This window comes from Pseudomonas putida (genome assembly GCF_016406145.1).
Taxonomy (GTDB): Bacteria; Pseudomonadota; Gammaproteobacteria; order Pseudomonadales; family Pseudomonadaceae; genus Aquipseudomonas; species Aquipseudomonas putida_E.
Genome location: NZ_CP066306.1, coordinates 2,412,562 through 2,428,901 on the forward strand (window position 1 = coordinate 2,412,562; position 16,340 = coordinate 2,428,901).

Here is a 16,340-nt window from a genome sequence, read left to right on the forward strand (position 1 = left end):
GAACTCCTGATTGCTAGCAATTTATAAAAATGTGCTAGCAAAACAGGTGCCATTTGGAAAATACTTCGGGCACCCCGTGTTTTGGGGCTTGCGCCTTCGGCTTCAGCGCCCTCGCGTGCACTGGATCAAGGCATCGTTCGGGGCCGCTGCCCCGTTCTGGACACCCTCGGAGACTTGCAATGACCGAAAGCAACAGCGCCGTACAGATCGTGCGCGACTTCCTCGCCGCCTCCATGGCCCCGGACCCGGTGCGCGCCGCCACGTTCATGAGCGACGACGTACGCATCACCTTTACCGGCGGCCGCGCGATGCCCACCCCCACCGACATCACCGCGTTCAACGGCGCGCGTTACACCTGGGTGAAAAAGCAGCTGGGGCAGTTCGACTGGTGCGAGCACGAGGACCACACCGTGGTGTATTCCAATGGCACGCTGTACGGGCAGTGGCCGGATGGCCGCAGCTTTTCCGGCAACCGTTACCTGGACCGCTTCGAAGTGAAGGCGGGCAAGATCGTGCGCATGGATGTGTGGAACGACAGCGCGGAGTGGATGCTGATGCCGGAGATTGGCAAGGCCTGAGCGGGGCGACTGTTGCGATGCGGCACCGCACCGCTGCCGGGTACAAGTTTCCCGTGCGCAATCCCTCGCCTCGGCCTGGCCGCCCATCCCGGCACAACGATGGCGAGGTGAACTTTAGCGGGCGTCCAGGCTTCCTCTGTTACAGCAGTGGTTGCCCCGGTGGGGCAGCCAGCACTGCATCACGCCAAAGGTTGAGGAGGGGCAATGAAGACGCAAACCACGCTAGCGCCTGAAAAAGCAGGCCAGGCAAAGGGCCAAGGTGAAGTAGAGCGGGACAACGATGCCCATCGGCCAGACGGCTCAAGCGGTACGGCGCATGATTCCACCGCGCAGCAAACCGCGCGAGGCAAGGGGCCGCACTCGTCCGAACACGCCGACACCCGGGATGATCTGGGCTTTGATCCGGACTCACCGGATCTGGACGACCCGCAGGTCGATCCCCAAGGACCGGCTAAGCCCCCCAGGGATGTGGAGAAAAAGGCAAAATGATCGAGGCCGTGAGCGCGGATGTTCTGGGTGATGCTCAGCGCACCCGCTCAAGGCTTTGTACTGAAAGCTCCAGGGCTTTTTGCATGTCCAGCCGCGCAGAGCGCCCGACGTCCCGGTCGTGCAATTGAAAGTTGCGCTCGGAGGGCAGGATCGGTGCGGTAAGGTCTTCGGCGTCCTCTCGTTCGAAGTCGTGGTTGCCGCCAATGGTCATGGCACTTCGGCGCAGCAGCATGCGTAGCTGCTCGGGCTGCAACTGCGGGTTGATCGACAGCATCGCGGCCACCAGGCCGGTGACCATCGGGGTGGCATAGGACGTGCCGCAATGCACCTCGCCGGGCTGGCCTGCCTGACGGGTAGAGGCGTGGGCGCAGGCTGCGGCGGTGATGTCGACGCGCATGTCTACGTTCGAAGTGCTGCGTTTGACGGCATAGTTCGGCGACTCGACAGGGACAGAAGCCTGCCCGTTACGTTGATGGCCGCCCACCACGAGCAGTTGTTCGGTGATGAAGGAGGAGGGTAGGCGGTACTCATCGGTGCCCGAGAACGAGGCGCCGTTGCCGGCCGAGTTGACCACGACCACATCCGGATGGGCCTTGCGCAGCCAGAGGAAGAACTCCTCGAGCAGCTCTTCATAACCGCCCATGGCAATCCCGGAGCGCAGCAGGGAGTCCACCTCATCGCCTTGCACGTTGCGCGCACCGACGCGGTGAATGCCCCAGCTCCAGTTGAGTACGCGCACGCCGTCCTCGACCAGGTTCACCGATGCGGCGATGTTGGCGGTGATGCCGGCATCGGAGTTGCGTTCGACAATCACCTCGAAGCCACCTGCCGCCTTGTCCAGCCCCCGCAGGAAGCCGGTGTTGCCTCCGTCATCCCAGCCGGCGGCAAGAATGCCGGCGACGGTTGTGCCGTGGTTGTCCGGTTTGCTGGCATCCTGGGCATACACGCAGGTGCGGTGCCCCTCGCAGGCGCCCAGGTAGTCGGCGAAATCTGCGGTATCGAAGTCGACATTGCGTTCGATCACCCCGACCCGAACCGGGGTGGGCAGCACCGGCACCTGGCGGCCCGGGATGCGCCGCTGATAGTAGTGCACCGCATCGAGGAAGCGGTTGGCAGCCCATTCGTCCGAGCCTTGCGCAGGCTTGCTGGCCCCCGGTGCCTTGGGGGCGGCGTGTTCTGCCTCTTCGGCCGCCGATTCCTCCACCACCACCGCGTCCACGCTGGTTTCACCGCCAAGGCGCAATACCAGTGCATCACGCTGCACCAGGTCCTGGGCGGGCAGGCGCAACTGATACAGGTTCAGAGGAGCGATGCTGCCCACCACCTTGGCCCCGTATTTGCGCGCCAAACGTTCGGCTTCCTGGCGGCCGTCGTGGTCCTCTTCTATCAGCACGCTGACCAGGTCGACATAGGTGGTCAGGCCATCCATGTTTCTGGCCACTTCCTTGGGCCCTGCGGCCAGCACATGGTTGTTGTGCAGGGTAAGCCAGGCGGCATTGCTGGCACGCGGGCCGTCCTGCAACCACAGCGGGGCGCTTTGCAGCGCCGTGCTGTCAAGTTGCAGGCGCAAGGTATCACCCTGGCGCTGGACACGCTCTGGGGCCACTGCTTTGCCGCTGAGCAGCAGTTGCGGTGTGGCCTGGCCAAGCCCCTGCACGCGCAGGCACCAGGTCTGCTGCTGGTTGTCCATCAAGTCGCCGCAGCGTTTGAGTTGTTGCAGGCGCAACGGCTGTTCGGCGAACGCAGCGGTACTGACAGCCAGCGCCAGGGCAAGGGCAATGCGTGAACGGCCCATGGCTTACTCCATGGCCTCGGCCACGCCCTGATCCTCACCCAGGAAGCCACCGCTCTGGTGCTGCCACAGTCTGGCATAGGTGCCGTTCCTGGCGAGCAGTTCGCTGTGGGTTCCCTGTTCTATGATGCGCCCTTCGTCCATGACGATAAGCCGGTCCATGGCGGCGATCGTCGACAGCCGGTGGGCGATGGCGATGACCGTCTTGCCCTCCATCATTTCATTGAGGCTTTCCTGGATGGCGACCTCGACTTCCGAATCCAGCGCGCTGGTGGCTTCGTCGAGCAGCAGGATCGGGGCGTTCTTGAGCATGACCCGGGCGATGGCGATGCGTTGGCGCTGGCCGCCTGAAAGCTTGATGCCGCGTTCACCCACCAAGGTGTCATAGCCGCTGTGGCCTTGCCGGTCACTGAGCTGCTCGATGAATGCGTCGGCCTGGGCGTTGGCTGCGGCGCGGCGGATCTGTTGCTCGGTCGCATCGGGGCGGCCGTAGGCGATGTTGTCGCGGATGGAACGGTGCAGCAGAGAGGTATCCTGGGTGACCATGCCGATGGCGCTGCGCAGGCTGTCCTGGGTGACCTTGGCGATGTTCTGCCCATCGATGCGTATTTCGCCGCTGTCGACGTCGTAAAAGCGCAACAGCAGGTTGATCAGTGTGGACTTTCCCGCGCCGGAACGGCCCACCAGGCCGACTTTTTCGCCTGGGCGAATGTGCAGCGTCAGGCCATCGAGCACCTGACGTTCGCCATTGTAGTTGAAGCTGACATTGTCGAAGTCCACTGCACCGCCAGTGGTCTTGAGCACCCCGGCGTTCGGTGCATCCTGCACCTTCGGGCCGCGCGTGAGGGTTTCCATGCCGTCATGCACGGTGCCGATGTTCTCGAACAACGAAGTCATCTGCCACATGATCCAGTGCGACATGCCGTTGACCCGCAGTGCCATGGCGGTAATCGCCGCAACGGCGCCCGTGCCCACTTCGCCCTGGTGCCAGAGCCACAGGGCATAGCCGCCAGCGCCAGCGATCAGGCCGACCACCAGCGCCTGGTTGACGATCTCGAACTGGCTGACCAGGCGCATCTGGCGAAAACCGGTGAGCTTGAAGTCTTCCATTGCCGCCCGCGCAAAGTGCGCTTCACGCTTGGAGTGCGAGAACAGCTTCACCGTAGTGATGTTGGTGTACGCGTCCGACACCCGCCCGGTCATCGAGGAACGCGCGTGGGCCTGCTCCTGCCCCACTTGCCCCAGGCGCGGTACGAAGTACAGCATGGCCAGCCCGAACAGCGCGACCCAGGCAATAAAAGGCAGCATAAGCTTGAGGTCGAAGCCGCCGGCCAGGGCGATGATCGCGATGAAATACACGCCGATGCCCGGTGCGATCTCGATGATGGTGAACAGCACCTCGCGCACCGCCAGTGCCGTCTGCATCACTTTGGTGGTGACCCGGCCGGAGAACTCGTCAGAGAAGAACGAAAGGCTCTGACGCAGCATCAGCCGGTGGAAGTCCCACCGCAGCCGCAGCGGCAGGTTGATCGCCAGTACCTGGTGCTGCACCATCGTGCGCAGCGCCACCAGGCCTATGCTGGTCAGCAATACGATGGCGATGCCCCACAACACCCGGGTTTCCTGCCCATCGGCAGCGCCGCCCGCCTGCCAGGCCGCCAGCAGGTCGACGACCTGCCCCAGGAAGGAAAACAGCCAGGCTTCATAGATCGACACCCCGGAGCTTAGCAGCGCAAGCGCAAGCACATAGCCACGCGCGCCTCGCGTGCAGGCCCACAGGAAGCGCAGCAGGCCAACCGGGGGTGGTGGAGCCTCGTCGGGTGGGAAAGGGTCGAGCCGTCGTTCAAAGGCGCGCAGCATAAAGTCTCCGAATGGGTCAGGTGTCGCTCACTTGCGACAGGGGTCTGGCCACGTGTTCAAGTGGCCGTCGTTCTGCCGCCACGGCCGAATTCATCGTCGCTCGCGCCATGACCAGCAAGGTATGAAAACGCGTCCAAGGCACCCGGTCGAGCCGGGCCGGGAGGTCGGTGCTGTAGAAGCGCTCCTGCGCAGAGGCGCCGGCTGGTTGTTGCATGGCGTGGGTCGTCATGGCAAGTCCTTTTGGCTGACGGGGGCAGGGCTGTTCGGTCAGCGTCTTTCAGAAGAGCCCATAGGCGGATAAAAGTTTGATTCGCTTCGCTCGGCGCAGGCCCTCTGCCCAGTTTGGCATGCCACGGTGAACATTCACGGTCCCACGCTCTCAAAATCACAGGGTCTCAAGGTTGTGCCTGCAGCCCGGCCTTCCAACCACTGAGGAGTCAATGTCATGCCACGTGGAGACAAGGACAAATACACCGAAAAGCAAAAGCGCAAGGCTGAGCACATAGAAGAAAGCTATGAGCATAAGGGGGTCTCCAAGGATGAGGCCGAGGCTCGCGCATGGGCTACCGTCAACAAGCAGTCTGGAGGTGGCGAGAAAGCTGGGGGCTCAGGCAAGAAGACCGCGCCCGGCGAAAAGAGCACCGCGCGTTCTGATTCCGCCAGGCGTGCTGCCAAAACCCGTCAGGGCCATGCCCGCGCATCAGGCTCGTCCCTGCAGACCCAGACCAAGGAAAGCCTGATGAAGGAGGCCCGCAGCAAGGACATCAAGGGGCGCTCCAGCATGACCAAGGCCCAATTGGTCGAAGCCCTGCGCAGGCACGGTTGAAAGCGGCCAGAGCCCAAGCGCCGCTCAGGCCTCCTTGAAGCCTCGCCCTTCGATGCCCTGGCCAAGGGCGTCGGCCCCTTGCGGCAGCGCTGTGACCTTGATCGCCCGCACCGGTACCGCGAATTTTGCGCCGATTCTGGAGAACCTTTCGAGCAGGCGGAAGTTGATGGCCTGCTGGATGTCCATGTAGAGGTTGTAGCCTGGGTCCTTGACGATGTAGACGCATTCGAACTCCAGCGCCTCTTTGCCGAAACCGCGCAAGTGGGCGCGGTCAAAACGCGCCTGCTCCTGTGCCCTGATCGCTTCCTCGACAATGGCCGGGGCTTTTTTTACTGCTTCGGTCGGAGTGTCGTAAGACAGGCCGAACTCAAAGACGATGCGCCGCTCCTGCAGGCGCTTGTAGTTCTGGATGGTGCTGCTGATCATGCTGGCATTGGCCATGACGATCTGCTCACCGCCCAAACTGCGGATGCGCGTGGTCTTCAGCCCGACCTGCTCTACGGTGCCGGCCAGTGCGCCGATGACGATGAAGTCGCCCACCTCGAACGGCTTGTCCACGGCAATCGCCAGCGAGGCGAACAGGTCGCCGAGGATGTTCTGCACGGCAAGCGCAACGGCAATGCCGCCCACGCCAAGGCTTGCGACGAAGGCGGTGATGTTCACGCCCAGGTTCGACAGCATGGCCAGCAGTACCACCGACCACAGCAGCACCCGTGCGCCCCACCCCGCCAGGGTGGCCAGGGCGCTGCCCTGGTTCAGGCCCGCGGTGCTGTGCCGGGCGAAGTAGCGGTTAAGGCCCAGGCCGATGGCACGGTTGACCCACAAGCCGATCTGCAGCGCCGCCACCACGAACCAGAGGCTGCCCACCCGGCTCAGCCAGCGCTCGGGCAGGTCGAGCATGCTCAGGCCCACCAGTACAGAGGCAAGGAACAGCAGGAAGTTGCTGGTGCCGGACAGCACTTTGGCCATTACCTGGCTCAGTGCGCCGTCATGCTCGGACCAGCGTTGCACCCGCCTGAGCAAAAAACTGATGGCCGCCCGGGTGGCCAGGAAGGTCAGTGCGGCGACAGCCAGCGCCAGCAGCAGGTTGAGGATGGAAATACCGAACACGGTGGTGTCGGTGAAAAATTCGATGATGCGATCGTTCATGAGCGATTGGCCTCCTGGTTGCCCTTGAGTGAATTCGCACGTGCAGTTCATCGGACGCCGACAGGTCGTGAGAGGTCGATCGGATTTTGGGTTTTTCTCGACCTTTGCATGCCTTGAGCGCTTCGACGCCCTTGAGAGCGAGCGCCGCGCGGGCGGCGCTCGCTCTCAAGGGCGTCTGCATATCACGACGAACCAGGCCTCACTTCGCCGCGTACATCAGCGAATCCTGCTCCTGCTGCAACTGCCTGAAATTCCCTGCAATGGCCTCGATCAGCGTCGCGTCGCCAACCGGGTCCAACCCCGGGTAAGGCTTGCCGTTGTAATCGCCCTTGTGGGTAAGCACAGCCTCGACGCTTTCGCCGTTCTCCTGGTAAAGCCGCTTGATGGTCTGCGCTTCCAGGTCCTTGCTGTCTTTGCAGCGCAACGCATAGTGAATGCCAAGTGCTGCCCCGAAAGCCAGGCCGGGGGTTTCGATGCCGTGCTTGTGGGCAAGGTCTATACTGCTCAGGATGCGCTCGTTGCGCTGAAGCTTGCGCAGGGGGTCGCGCCCCACACGGGCGCAAGGGTCTTTGAACGACGTTTTGCAGCGCTCCAGGAAGGTACTGGCAAAATCGCGCACTGCCTCTGCCATGTCGGCATTCTCAGCCACCAGTGCCGGTGCGACCTCTTGGCTGATCAAACGCTCGGCCAGTTCACTGACTCGGTCGTCGCCCATGGCCTGGCCTACCCAGTCATAGCCCAGCAGGCTTGCATACCAGGCAATGATGGCGTGAGGGCCGTTCCACAAGCGGTTCTTGATGACCTGGATCTGAGCGATGTCGGCGACCGTTTTCACCTGGCGCAGACGCTCCAGCAGGTCACTGCCGCGCTCCACATACAACGGCATGTCCGGCTCGCTGTTGAACAGGATCAGGTGCAATTGGCTCATCGCATTGCTGGACTGCGCGAAAGGCCGGAATCGACAGATCAGGCGCTCGTATTCAGGTACCGGCGCGGATGGTTTGCTGGCTGGTGCAGGCTCGTCGTCGAGGCTGTTCTGGAACATTTGCGACTTGATGCGCAACTGGCGGACCAACGCCTCGTTGCTGAGCTTGGACACGATGCGGCTGACCACCGTTTCAGCGAAGTGGGTCTTTTGCAGGATCTGTTGAGTGATGTCCGGCGTGCACAGCAATTCCAGCTCCGCCTGCACGTGCAGGCGCACGAAAGCGGCGCCACCGATCTTGTTCAGCACGATCAGGATGGTCAGGTCACGGCCCCGGCGTTCGAAGCGTCGCAGCAAGCCTTGGGCAATCACCTTGGCCTGTTTGCGGATGGCCTGCTCCGGTAGGCTCAGGCCGATGATTTCTGCCGCGTTGTACATGTCGATCACCGCCTCGGCATCGTCCATGTCGATCATGCGCACATTTTCGATGGTCTGGTCGAACGAGGTGGCGCCGTAACGCACGCTGTAACGGCCAAACGCAGAAACGGTCTCGCGCAGCATGCGCGAACGGGTGGCGGCGATGATTTCACATGGCCGGGTGTAGCCGTCCCAATGGGAGAACACCTGGGTCAGGTAGCCGCCGCCGATGGCCCCGAACCCGTGAATGCCGACACGGAACTGGTTCAGTGACGCTGGAAAGGGCTCTTCAAGCTGCGGCATGCCCAAATCAGGCACGCACTCGCTCAAGTCAGCCAGGAATTCATTCATGCTGCGGTAGGCTTTCAGCGCGCCCGCTTTGACTTCAGCGGCCGGCGGCTTGATGTCTTCGATCAGGATCGCCTGGCCTTCGGCACGGATGGCCGAAAGCATGCCGTTTTCCGAGTCTTCGACCATGAAGCACTGGCTCGGCTCGCAATTGAGTGCGGTGGCGGCGCGCAGGAAGATTTCGGGGTGGGGCTTGCCTTGGCTGACTTCGTCGCCACACACGGTGATGTCGAAATACTTGAGCACATTGGCATTGATCAGGTACTCCTCGGCGATGGCGCGGCGGCTGGAGGTGGCGACGGCCATGGTCAAGCCAGACTTGCGTAGCCGCTCCAGCACTTCCAGCAAGCCGGCCTTGATAGGTACGCCGTGATTGCGCACGTACTCCAGCTCAAGCTCATCGGCGCGCTGGCGGATCCGGGCGTACGGGAAGTCGTCACCGTTATGGGCCTTGGCGAGGGCCTCGGCCTTTTTCGCGCTCAGGCCCAGCGAGCCGATCAATGTCTGTTCGCTCAGCGCCTTGCCGGCAATTTCCAGCGACGCTTGTTTCAACGTCTTGAAGCGCAGACGCTCGGTATCGAACATGGTGCCATCCATATCGAAGATGGCACTGAAAATGCGTTTGCCCTGAAAAAAGATCATTCGGTATTGCCCCTTGGTGAATCGTGATTCATCTCGGCTTGCAGACGGGTACAAGCGAGCATTGCGAAAAAACCGCTGCTTGAGCTGTCAGGTAGGGGGCATGCGATCGACAGGGCCGCGCACCGGCGCGACGTAGAAATAAGGGGGGACAGAGCGGGGAGTGCAGAGGATGTCTGCGAGCTTCGAGGCAGCTCGGGCGCCTTGTTTGACTTCACGCCCACTGGCTGCAGATCGGTTTGCAGACAGTGAGCGCAAATAGCGATGGATACGTGTGATTCCTGGCATGGGGTGCTTCGCTTCCTTTGTTTGTAACTGGGATTCCTTTTTTACCCTTGCACGGATGCGCAGTGACATGCAACCGACAAGGGCGGAGCAGGGTGCCATGCACGGTTTGTTCTTTACCTCTTCAGCGCTGCTTGTTCCCTGAGCACCTGCATCTGCTGGCGATAATCTGCGGTGACCTGGCGCGCCTGTTCAGGGTTGTTCACGACCCTTGGCGTGATCAGCACGATCAACTCGGTACGGTCACGGCTTTTGGAGGTGCTGCCGAACAGCCAGCCCAGCCCGGGTATGCTCGACAGGCCCGGCACACGGGTATCGGATTGGCCGTTGTCCTGCTTGATCAGGCCCCCCAGCAGTACCGTCTGGCCGCTTTGCACCGCCACTTGGGTCGATACCGCACGGCTGGAAATGCGCGGGTTGGGCTGGGTGGTGGTGACGGCGCTGTCGTCGGCGTCGCTCACTTGCTGCTGGATGTCCATGTACACCAGTCCACCGGGGTTGATCCGTGGCACGACATCGAGAATGACACCGGTCTGCACGTATTCGACACTGCTCAGGGTGGTATCGGAGTCGCTGGTGTTGACGGTGGTCTGGCTGATCGGAATGTTGTCGCCGACCTGGATCTGCGCCTGCTGGTTGTTCAGCACCACCAGCGAGGGGGCCGAAAGTACCTGGGTCAGGCCGCGTGTTTCCAGCGCGCGCAGGGCCACCTGCAGGTTGCTGCTGACGAAGGAGTAGAACATCGAGGCGCTGCCCAGCGCGACGCCACCGGCACCGAGCGCACCCTGGCTGCCGCTTTCGTTGGCGACGGTGGTGCTGGACGAATTGCCGGCCAGCCGGCCCAGGTACCACTGCACGCCCAGGTCCAGATCGCCGGTGAGCTTGACTTCGAGGATGCGTGTTTCGATCTGCACCTGCAGCGGCGGGCTGTCCAGGCGCTTGATGGCCGATTCGATCTCTTTCCACTGGGCAGGCCGCGTGCGTACCAGTAACTGGTTGCTGCTTTTCTGCGCGGTGATGCGCACGGACTCTTCAAGGCTCTTGACCGAGCCGTCGGCCGACTCGGCGCTGCTGGCCTCGGGTTGCCCAGTATCCTCATAGTCATCCTCCGAGGGTGCCTCGCGGATACTGGCCTGGGTGTTCATGCCCATGCCGCTCAGGCCTTGGCCCGACTGGCTGCCAGTGCCGTTGAGCGAGGTCAGACTGGTGGTCTTGAGCCCTGGCGCGACGCTGGCCGCCTTGTCGTCGTTGATCTGCCCCGAGCCATAGATCTGGCGCAGATAACGGGCAAGGTCCGCCGCTTTCATGTTGCGCACGTCGTACACGAAAAGCTGCGGTTCGTTGCCACCGCCTTCATCGATGGTGCGGATCCAGTCGCCGACTTCTTGCAGATACTCCGGTTGCGCAGAGATGGCGACGATCGAGTTGGTGCGTTCGTTGGGCATGAACCTGACCATGTCCGACAATGGCATGCCGCTGTCGGGCCCGAACAGCTTCTGCAGCTGCGGCATGAGCTCGGCCACCGAGGCGCGTTGCAGGCCGTAAACGCCTATCGACATGCCCTTGAGCCAGTCGACGTCGAAGGTGTCGATGGTGTCCTGGTAGTTGGCCAGTTCATCGGGGGTGCCCGCCAGGCTGATCACGTTGCGGGCCGGGTCGACCAACAGGAAGGCATTCTCACGTACGAAAGGCTTGAGCAGCTTCTGCATTTCGCTGGCGCCGATGTAGCGCAGCGGATAGAGCCGGGCGGCGAGGCCCGTGGCAGGCTGAGCGACCGGTACCTGTGGCACCAGTTTGCCGGCGACGGCCTTGTCGGCCGGCAGGATCACATAGCGCTCGCCCTGGCGGATCATTGCATTGTCGGTCCACGACAGCAGCGTTTCCAGGATCGACAGTGCCTGCTGCTTGGTGACCGGCTTTGAGGTGGAGAAACTGACGCTGCCTTTGACACCTTGGCTGATGCTGTAGTTTTCATGCAGCAGGTCGCCCATGACGCTGTTGATCACCGCCTCGATGGGCTGGTCGGTGAAGTTGAACACGATATCGCCTTGCTCATCCTTCGCGGCGGGGGGCGTTGCCGAGGCCTTGCGGATGAAACGCTGGTTGCCGGTGATGATCTGCCGGCCAGGCGCGGTGCGTGGGGCCGCTGCAGCGGGCGCGGCAGCGGGCTCGGGGCCGGTGGCCGCAGGGGCGGGGGCGTCGGCGCCGCTGAAGGCTTGTTGCAGCAGCGCCGGGTCGGTGTGCAGGTCACGTTGCGTGGTGGCGCAACCGGCCAGGGCGATGGCGACACTCAGGCCGAGCAATGGCGCACGCAGGGTAGGGAATGGATGGCGTGAAGGAGCTTGCATGGTCATGGGGTTTCAATACGCGGAAGAGTGATGGCGGATGCCTTGGACGGCGGCGGCAGGCGCAGCAGTGGCATGCTCAGGGTGTGCTGTTGCCCGGCACGGGTGAAGGTTGCGCTCAGCGCGGTCAGTCGGGTGAGGGTCCAGCCGCTTGCCAGCGTACTGCCCAGCGCAACCTTGCTGGCTGGTTTGCGGCCTTCACGCAGGTAGGCCCAGCGCGACTGCCCGTCGAGTACCACGCCGGTCAGCGTCAGGTTGGCCAATGCAGGGCTGTGCTGGCCTTGCTGCTGTGGGTCGGGCTGACGGTCAACGCTGAAGATCGGGTGCGCCCAGGTGGCGGCACGCACTGGCTGGGCGAGCTCGGCCAGTGGCGCGGGTGGCTGGTGGGCGGGCGTTGCTGACGGCTTATGCGCCGGCAGCCACTGCGGTGGGTTTGGCGCGACAAGCATCCAGGCGACCACGGCGAGGGCACTGACATTGGCAGCCAGCAGCACCAGGTTAGCGGCACGCATCATGAGTCGCTTCCTTCTGCTGGCTGCGCGTGCAGGTAACCGCGTATCAGCAGGTGAACTTCCAGGCGCCCGGCAGGCCCCTTGGCTGGCGCCGCAGCACTGCGGCGTATGCTCAGTTGGTCGATGAACAGGCTGGGCTGGCCGTACTCCAGTGCATGCAGCAGGGCCGCCAGCGGCTCGATGGCGCAGGCCAGTGTCAGGCTGACCTTGACCGGGCGATAAGGCTCGGCCTGGTCCTGCTCGGCGGGGGCGATGGGCATGCGCTGGGTGATGTCGCAGCCGGGGCCAACGTGCGCCTGCGCTTTCACCTGATCGACGGCACGCTGCATCAGGTCGGCGGCAACGGCGTTGGGGTCTTCGCCCGGCAGCAGGCTGTTGCGCTGGGCGGGGTCGTTGCGGCTGCGCTGCAACTGGGCCTGCAGTTCAGGTTGCTGGAGCATGAGGCTGGCATAACGCCGTTGCTGCTCGCGCAATGTCTGGGCTTGCGCGTCCAGGCTGCGCAGGGGGGCAAGCCACAGGCATTCGAACACCAGGTACCAGGCCAGCCAAAGCAACAGCGCGAGCACGCCCAAGGCGCAGAGCTTGCGTTCCCTGCTAGTGAGTGGGCGCATGCGGCACCTGCTGGCTGAGCTGGGCGGTGATGGAAAAGCGCTCGCGGCCCGTGGTTTTGTCGGCCTGGATGATGCCCTTGAACTGCGCGTGCTCAAGCGTGGTGCAGGTCTTTACCTGCGCCAGCAGGGCACTGGTGCGCTCGCTTTGGCCAGTGAACGTCACCTGCGTGCCATCGCTCACTTCCAGCTGCTCTATCCAGGTGTCGTCGCCCACGCAGGCGGTGAGGTCGGCCAGCAGCGCAGTGACGGTGGGGCGTTGTGCCTTGAGGCTGGCCAGGTAGCTCGAGGCGCCCAGTGTGGTGTCCAGGGCCTGGCGCAAGAGCTGCACCTGCTGAGCGGCCTCGCGTTGTGCCGCCACTTCGCGCTGCATGGCCTGGACCTCGCCCTGGCGGCGCTCCAGCCAGGCTGCGCCAAGCATTACGCAACAGGCTGCGCAGCCAAGCCATAGCCAGCGGCCCAGCTTGCCTGGGCGTGACCGCGTACGGGCGCTTTCGGCCGGCAGCAAGTCGATCATCAGGCGTTCGCCGCGGGCGTCCAGTGCATCGATGCCGACCAGGTGCACACCGTGTTCGCCACAAGCAGCCAGCAGAGTGTCCAGGGCGCTGCGTGCGATGGCCACCAGTTCAACTTGGGCCTGTGCTGCGCGGCGCTGCGCCACGCGGGCGACAAAATGGACCTGGTCGGCGGTATACGGCGTGTATCGATCGATTTCGTAGGCCAGTACCTGCATCAGATTGCGCGTGGCGGCAACGGGCAGCTCGATGTGCTGCGTAAGAACGTGCGAGGCAGGCAGCAGCAGAACGGCAGGCCGACCGTGCTCGCAATCGGCAGGCAAAGGCCATGGCAGCAACTGCGGCGTATTACCGTTGGCCAGGCGCGCGGCGATCGCCTGCGGCAGCATGCCCAGCAACTCGGCCTGCCATGCGCTGAGCCAGTGCCGGGCACGGCTGGCCCGCCAGCGTGCCTGGTAAAGCTGCTGTTGGCTGCCCCAGCGTGCCGCGCAGTGTTTTGCCTGGCGGATCAATCCTGCCACCTCAACACCCGGTAAGGCTTGCCACCGGCGTAGGCCGGCAGCAGCACGAAGGTTGCCTTCAGGCGTGACTGAAAGCCGCCGGGCAAGGTGGCCTGGCTGGTGACGGTGAGGATCGGCCCGCCATCCGGCGTTGGCCCGTGATAGCGGGGCAGGCCCAGTACACCGGCCAGCGTGGGTGATGCCAGGCTGGGGTCGGGCTGGGCATTGCCCGACCAGACGGTAATGAAGGGCAGGGCACGGTCATAGACGGCGTAGCTCATGCCGGGCAATTCGCGAAATTCTTCGAGCATTCGCAGGGGTACCTGGTTGCGCCTCGTCCTTAAAGCCTGAGTGATGATTTTCGAGCGTTCGGCAGTGGCGCCACTGGCACGCAGCAGTTTTGCCAGGCTCGTTGACGGTGTTGCATTGAGGTCCAGCTTGCCCCGCTCGCTGACCACACTGATATGCAGCGTACTGCCTGCAAAGTCGGCCACGTGGACTTGGCCATCGGCGAGCCAGCGCGCCTGGCCGTCGCGCAGCAGGTAGGCCACGGCCAGGTTGAAACCTGCCTGGGCGGCGAGCCCGGCCTGGGTCTGGTTGCCTTGCCAGCGGGCCTGGCGCTGCTGCAGCTGGACCGACACCGCCAGGCCGCCGAGCAGCACGCTCAGCAAACCGACGACCCAGAGCACCAGCAACAGGGCCGCGCCGCGCTGGCGGCTCATGGCCGGCCACCGTCGCCGGACAGGTCAAGCAGCAGGTTGACCTGGAGCAGCGGCCAGGCCTGAGTGCCTTGCAGTTGTACCGCCACGCGCACTGCCTGGGGCAGGCGCTCTGGCCACGGCCACTGGGGCATCCAGCCGGTGGCCTTGCCCAGCGGGGAGTAGCCGCGGTAATTCAGGTGCAGCCCTTTGACCCCCTCCAGCAAGCGCTGGGGCTCGCCCCAGGCCTGCAGGCGTTGGCCTTGCAGCCTGGCCAACCGGATCTCCAGGTGCCCTTGGCGCAGTTGCAGGCGCTGGCGGTAGATACCTCCACCTACAGAGCTTGGCAGCGGGGCGAAAAACACCACCGTATCGTTTTGCCCTTCGAACGTTGCGGTGTGGGCGCCCTGGCCGGTCGCTGCGGTCAATGGCAACACCTGGCCCAGCGCCTGGCGCAGGAACCGCTGAGTTGCACGCAATTCATCGAGCCGGGCGCTGTAGCGCTCGGCCTTTGCCACAGAGCGGTTGGCCGCCACCAGGGCGCTGCCGACCAGGCCCAGCAGCAACCCCAGCAGGCTGATGACCACCAGGATCTCCAGCAGGGTAAAGCCTGCCTGGCGCTTCATGTTCCACTGCCTGGCGTACGTGCGCGCAGGGTGCTGTAGCGCCAGGTGTGCCCGCTGTCGCTCAGGGTCAGGTCCAGCCGGTACAGTTCCAGGCGTGTGGGCACTGCCTGTTCCAGGGTGACGTCCAGCACCCAGTCGATGCCCTGCCAGCTACCCCGTTGCTGGCCTACGGCAAGCGGGCCCAGGTCGAAGTCGTCCAGCAGCGAACGCGCCGCCGCGTTGTGGCGGTCACTGCGCTCTACCTGCGCCAGTGAGCGGCTGCTCTGGGCGAATGCGCCCAGCAGGATGCTCGAGGCCACCACCAGCAGGGCAATTGCTGCCAGCATTTCCAGCAGGGTGAAACCACGCTGACCGGTCATGGCAACTCCCGCACTTGCACGCTGCCGGTGAGCCAGCTGACGTCGATGCGCCAACGCGCCTGGCCGCGGCTGATCAGGATGTTGCCGCCGCTGGCCGCACCATCGGGGTAAAACTCAAAGCCCGCACCCAGGCCGCGGGCCGTCTGCAGGCGCACGGTGAAGTCTTCGGGCCAGCCCTGGGGCGTGCGCCCAGGTGCCTGCACCTGCCTGCGCTGCAGGTCGAAGCTCGCGCGCACCGGTTGCCCGCTGGCAATGGCCTGCACGCGCGCGCTACGCAGAGCTGACACCATGTTTGCCAATGCACTGCGCTCATGGGCCACCAGCATGCCCCGGCCAATGCCAACGGCCAGGATCGACGTGGCAACGCCGACCAGCACGATGACGATCAGCAGTTCGAACAGGGTAAAACCGTGTTCGCGGGGCGGGCGCGCTGCCATGGTTATTCCCAGTTGCCCACGTCGGCCTTGTAGCCTTCGCCACCGACCGCGCCATCCTGGCCGAGGAAGATCAGGTCGAAGCTGGCGTGGCTACCGGGGAAGTGGTAGGCGAAGCCATGGCCAAAGGGGTCGACCAGGTCCGAGGGCTTGGCATAGGGCCCGGCCCAGCGGTTGGCGTTGGCCGGCTTTTCGAGCAGTTGCCCAAGGTTTGCCGGCGGCGCGCCGACATCCAGGGCATAGCTTTCGACCTTCATGCTCAGGCTGGCCAACTGCGCCTTGCCGGCACCGTACTTGCCCTTGTCGACGTTACCGCCGACCTGGCGCACCACGATGGTCGCGACAATGCCCAGCAGCACGATCACGGCAAGCATTTCGAGCAGGGTGAAGCCCGCTTGGCGGGCGTTGAAGCGTTGCTTGGAGGGCATGGGCGGT

Annotated in this window: 16 protein-coding genes and 1 pseudogene; 3 read left to right on the forward strand and 14 right to left on the reverse strand. The window is 63.9% G+C overall.

What is annotated here, in order from left to right; genetic code table 11:
- The first annotated feature begins 179 nt into the window (after positions 1-179).
- Positions 180-578: a nuclear transport factor 2 family protein gene (locus JET17_RS11040; RefSeq protein ID WP_012314055.1), complete on the forward strand. Its 399-nt coding sequence runs from the start codon at positions 180-182 to the stop codon at positions 576-578.
- Positions 579-926: 348 nt separating this feature from the next.
- Positions 927-1,067 (forward strand): annotated as a pseudogene (locus JET17_RS27210) (DUF6021 family protein); the annotation flags it as partial.
- Positions 1,068-1,101: 34 nt separating this feature from the next.
- Here the strand turns inward: JET17_RS27210 and JET17_RS11050 are convergent.
- The 3 genes from JET17_RS11050 to JET17_RS11060 are packed head-to-tail and all read right to left on the reverse strand — an operon-like array spanning position 1,102 to position 4,948.
- Positions 1,102-2,862 carry a S8/S53 family peptidase gene (locus JET17_RS11050; RefSeq protein ID WP_012314057.1) on the reverse strand — a complete coding sequence of 587 codons (1,761 nt, stop codon included), beginning with the start codon at positions 2,860-2,862 and terminating at the stop codon, positions 1,102-1,104.
- A gap of 3 nt (positions 2,863-2,865) precedes the next feature.
- A complete protein-coding gene (locus tag JET17_RS11055; protein WP_012314058.1) occupies positions 2,866-4,719 on the reverse strand; it encodes an ABC transporter ATP-binding protein in 1,854 nt (617 codons plus the stop codon).
- A 16-nt stretch (positions 4,720-4,735) separates the two neighbouring features.
- Entirely contained in the window at positions 4,736-4,948 is a 213-nt protein-coding gene (locus JET17_RS11060; RefSeq protein WP_042111372.1) for a hypothetical protein, read from the reverse strand.
- A 216-nt stretch (positions 4,949-5,164) separates the two neighbouring features.
- Between JET17_RS11060 and JET17_RS11065 the strand changes: the two genes are divergently transcribed.
- Positions 5,165-5,545 (forward strand): hypothetical protein, encoded by a 381-nt coding sequence (locus JET17_RS11065; RefSeq protein WP_012314059.1) that lies wholly within the window; start codon positions 5,165-5,167, stop codon positions 5,543-5,545.
- 24 nt (positions 5,546-5,569) lie between these two features.
- On the opposite strand, the gene JET17_RS11070 is transcribed toward JET17_RS11065, so the two are convergent.
- From JET17_RS11070 to gspG, 11 genes are all read right to left on the reverse strand, one after another.
- Positions 5,570-6,694 (reverse strand): mechanosensitive ion channel family protein, encoded by a 1,125-nt coding sequence (locus JET17_RS11070; RefSeq protein ID WP_012314060.1) that lies wholly within the window; start codon positions 6,692-6,694, stop codon positions 5,570-5,572.
- Positions 6,695-6,893: 199 nt separating this feature from the next.
- Positions 6,894-9,026 (reverse strand): bifunctional mannitol-1-phosphate dehydrogenase/phosphatase, encoded by a 2,133-nt coding sequence (gene mtlD, locus JET17_RS11075; protein ID WP_012314061.1) that lies wholly within the window; start codon positions 9,024-9,026, stop codon positions 6,894-6,896.
- Positions 9,027-9,424: 398 nt separating this feature from the next.
- Positions 9,425-11,662, reverse strand: a complete 2,238-nt coding sequence (gene gspD / locus JET17_RS11080) for a type II secretion system secretin GspD (protein WP_012314062.1) — start codon at positions 11,660-11,662, stop codon at positions 9,425-9,427.
- Positions 11,659-12,168, reverse strand: coding sequence for a type II secretion system protein N (locus JET17_RS11085; RefSeq protein WP_012314063.1), 510 nt, complete (start codon positions 12,166-12,168; stop codon positions 11,659-11,661). The genes gspD and JET17_RS11085 overlap by 4 nt, the downstream gene beginning before the upstream one ends.
- Entirely contained in the window at positions 12,165-12,776 is a 612-nt protein-coding gene (gspM, locus tag JET17_RS11090) for a type II secretion system protein GspM (RefSeq protein ID WP_012314064.1), read from the reverse strand. The genes JET17_RS11085 and gspM overlap by 4 nt, the downstream gene beginning before the upstream one ends.
- A complete protein-coding gene (locus tag JET17_RS11095; protein ID WP_150105122.1) occupies positions 12,760-13,809 on the reverse strand; it encodes a type II secretion system protein GspL in 1,050 nt (349 codons plus the stop codon). Before JET17_RS11095 ends, gspM begins: the two co-directional genes overlap by 17 nt.
- Positions 13,797-14,510, reverse strand: a complete 714-nt coding sequence (locus JET17_RS11100) for a type II secretion system protein GspK (RefSeq protein WP_012314066.1) — start codon at positions 14,508-14,510, stop codon at positions 13,797-13,799. The genes JET17_RS11095 and JET17_RS11100 overlap by 13 nt, the downstream gene beginning before the upstream one ends.
- Positions 14,507-15,112: a prepilin-type N-terminal cleavage/methylation domain-containing protein gene (locus JET17_RS11105; RefSeq protein WP_012314067.1), complete on the reverse strand. Its 606-nt coding sequence runs from the start codon at positions 15,110-15,112 to the stop codon at positions 14,507-14,509. Before JET17_RS11105 ends, JET17_RS11100 begins: the two co-directional genes overlap by 4 nt.
- Positions 15,109-15,471 (reverse strand): type II secretion system protein, encoded by a 363-nt coding sequence (locus JET17_RS11110; RefSeq protein WP_012314068.1) that lies wholly within the window; start codon positions 15,469-15,471, stop codon positions 15,109-15,111. The genes JET17_RS11105 and JET17_RS11110 overlap by 4 nt, the downstream gene beginning before the upstream one ends.
- Positions 15,468-15,908, reverse strand: a complete 441-nt coding sequence (locus tag JET17_RS11115) for a GspH/FimT family pseudopilin (RefSeq protein ID WP_012314069.1) — start codon at positions 15,906-15,908, stop codon at positions 15,468-15,470. Before JET17_RS11115 ends, JET17_RS11110 begins: the two co-directional genes overlap by 4 nt.
- 2 nt (positions 15,909-15,910) lie before the next feature.
- Positions 15,911-16,333 (reverse strand): type II secretion system major pseudopilin GspG, encoded by a 423-nt coding sequence (gene gspG / locus JET17_RS11120; RefSeq protein ID WP_012314070.1) that lies wholly within the window; start codon positions 16,331-16,333, stop codon positions 15,911-15,913.
- Positions 16,334-16,340: the final 7 nt, after the last annotated feature.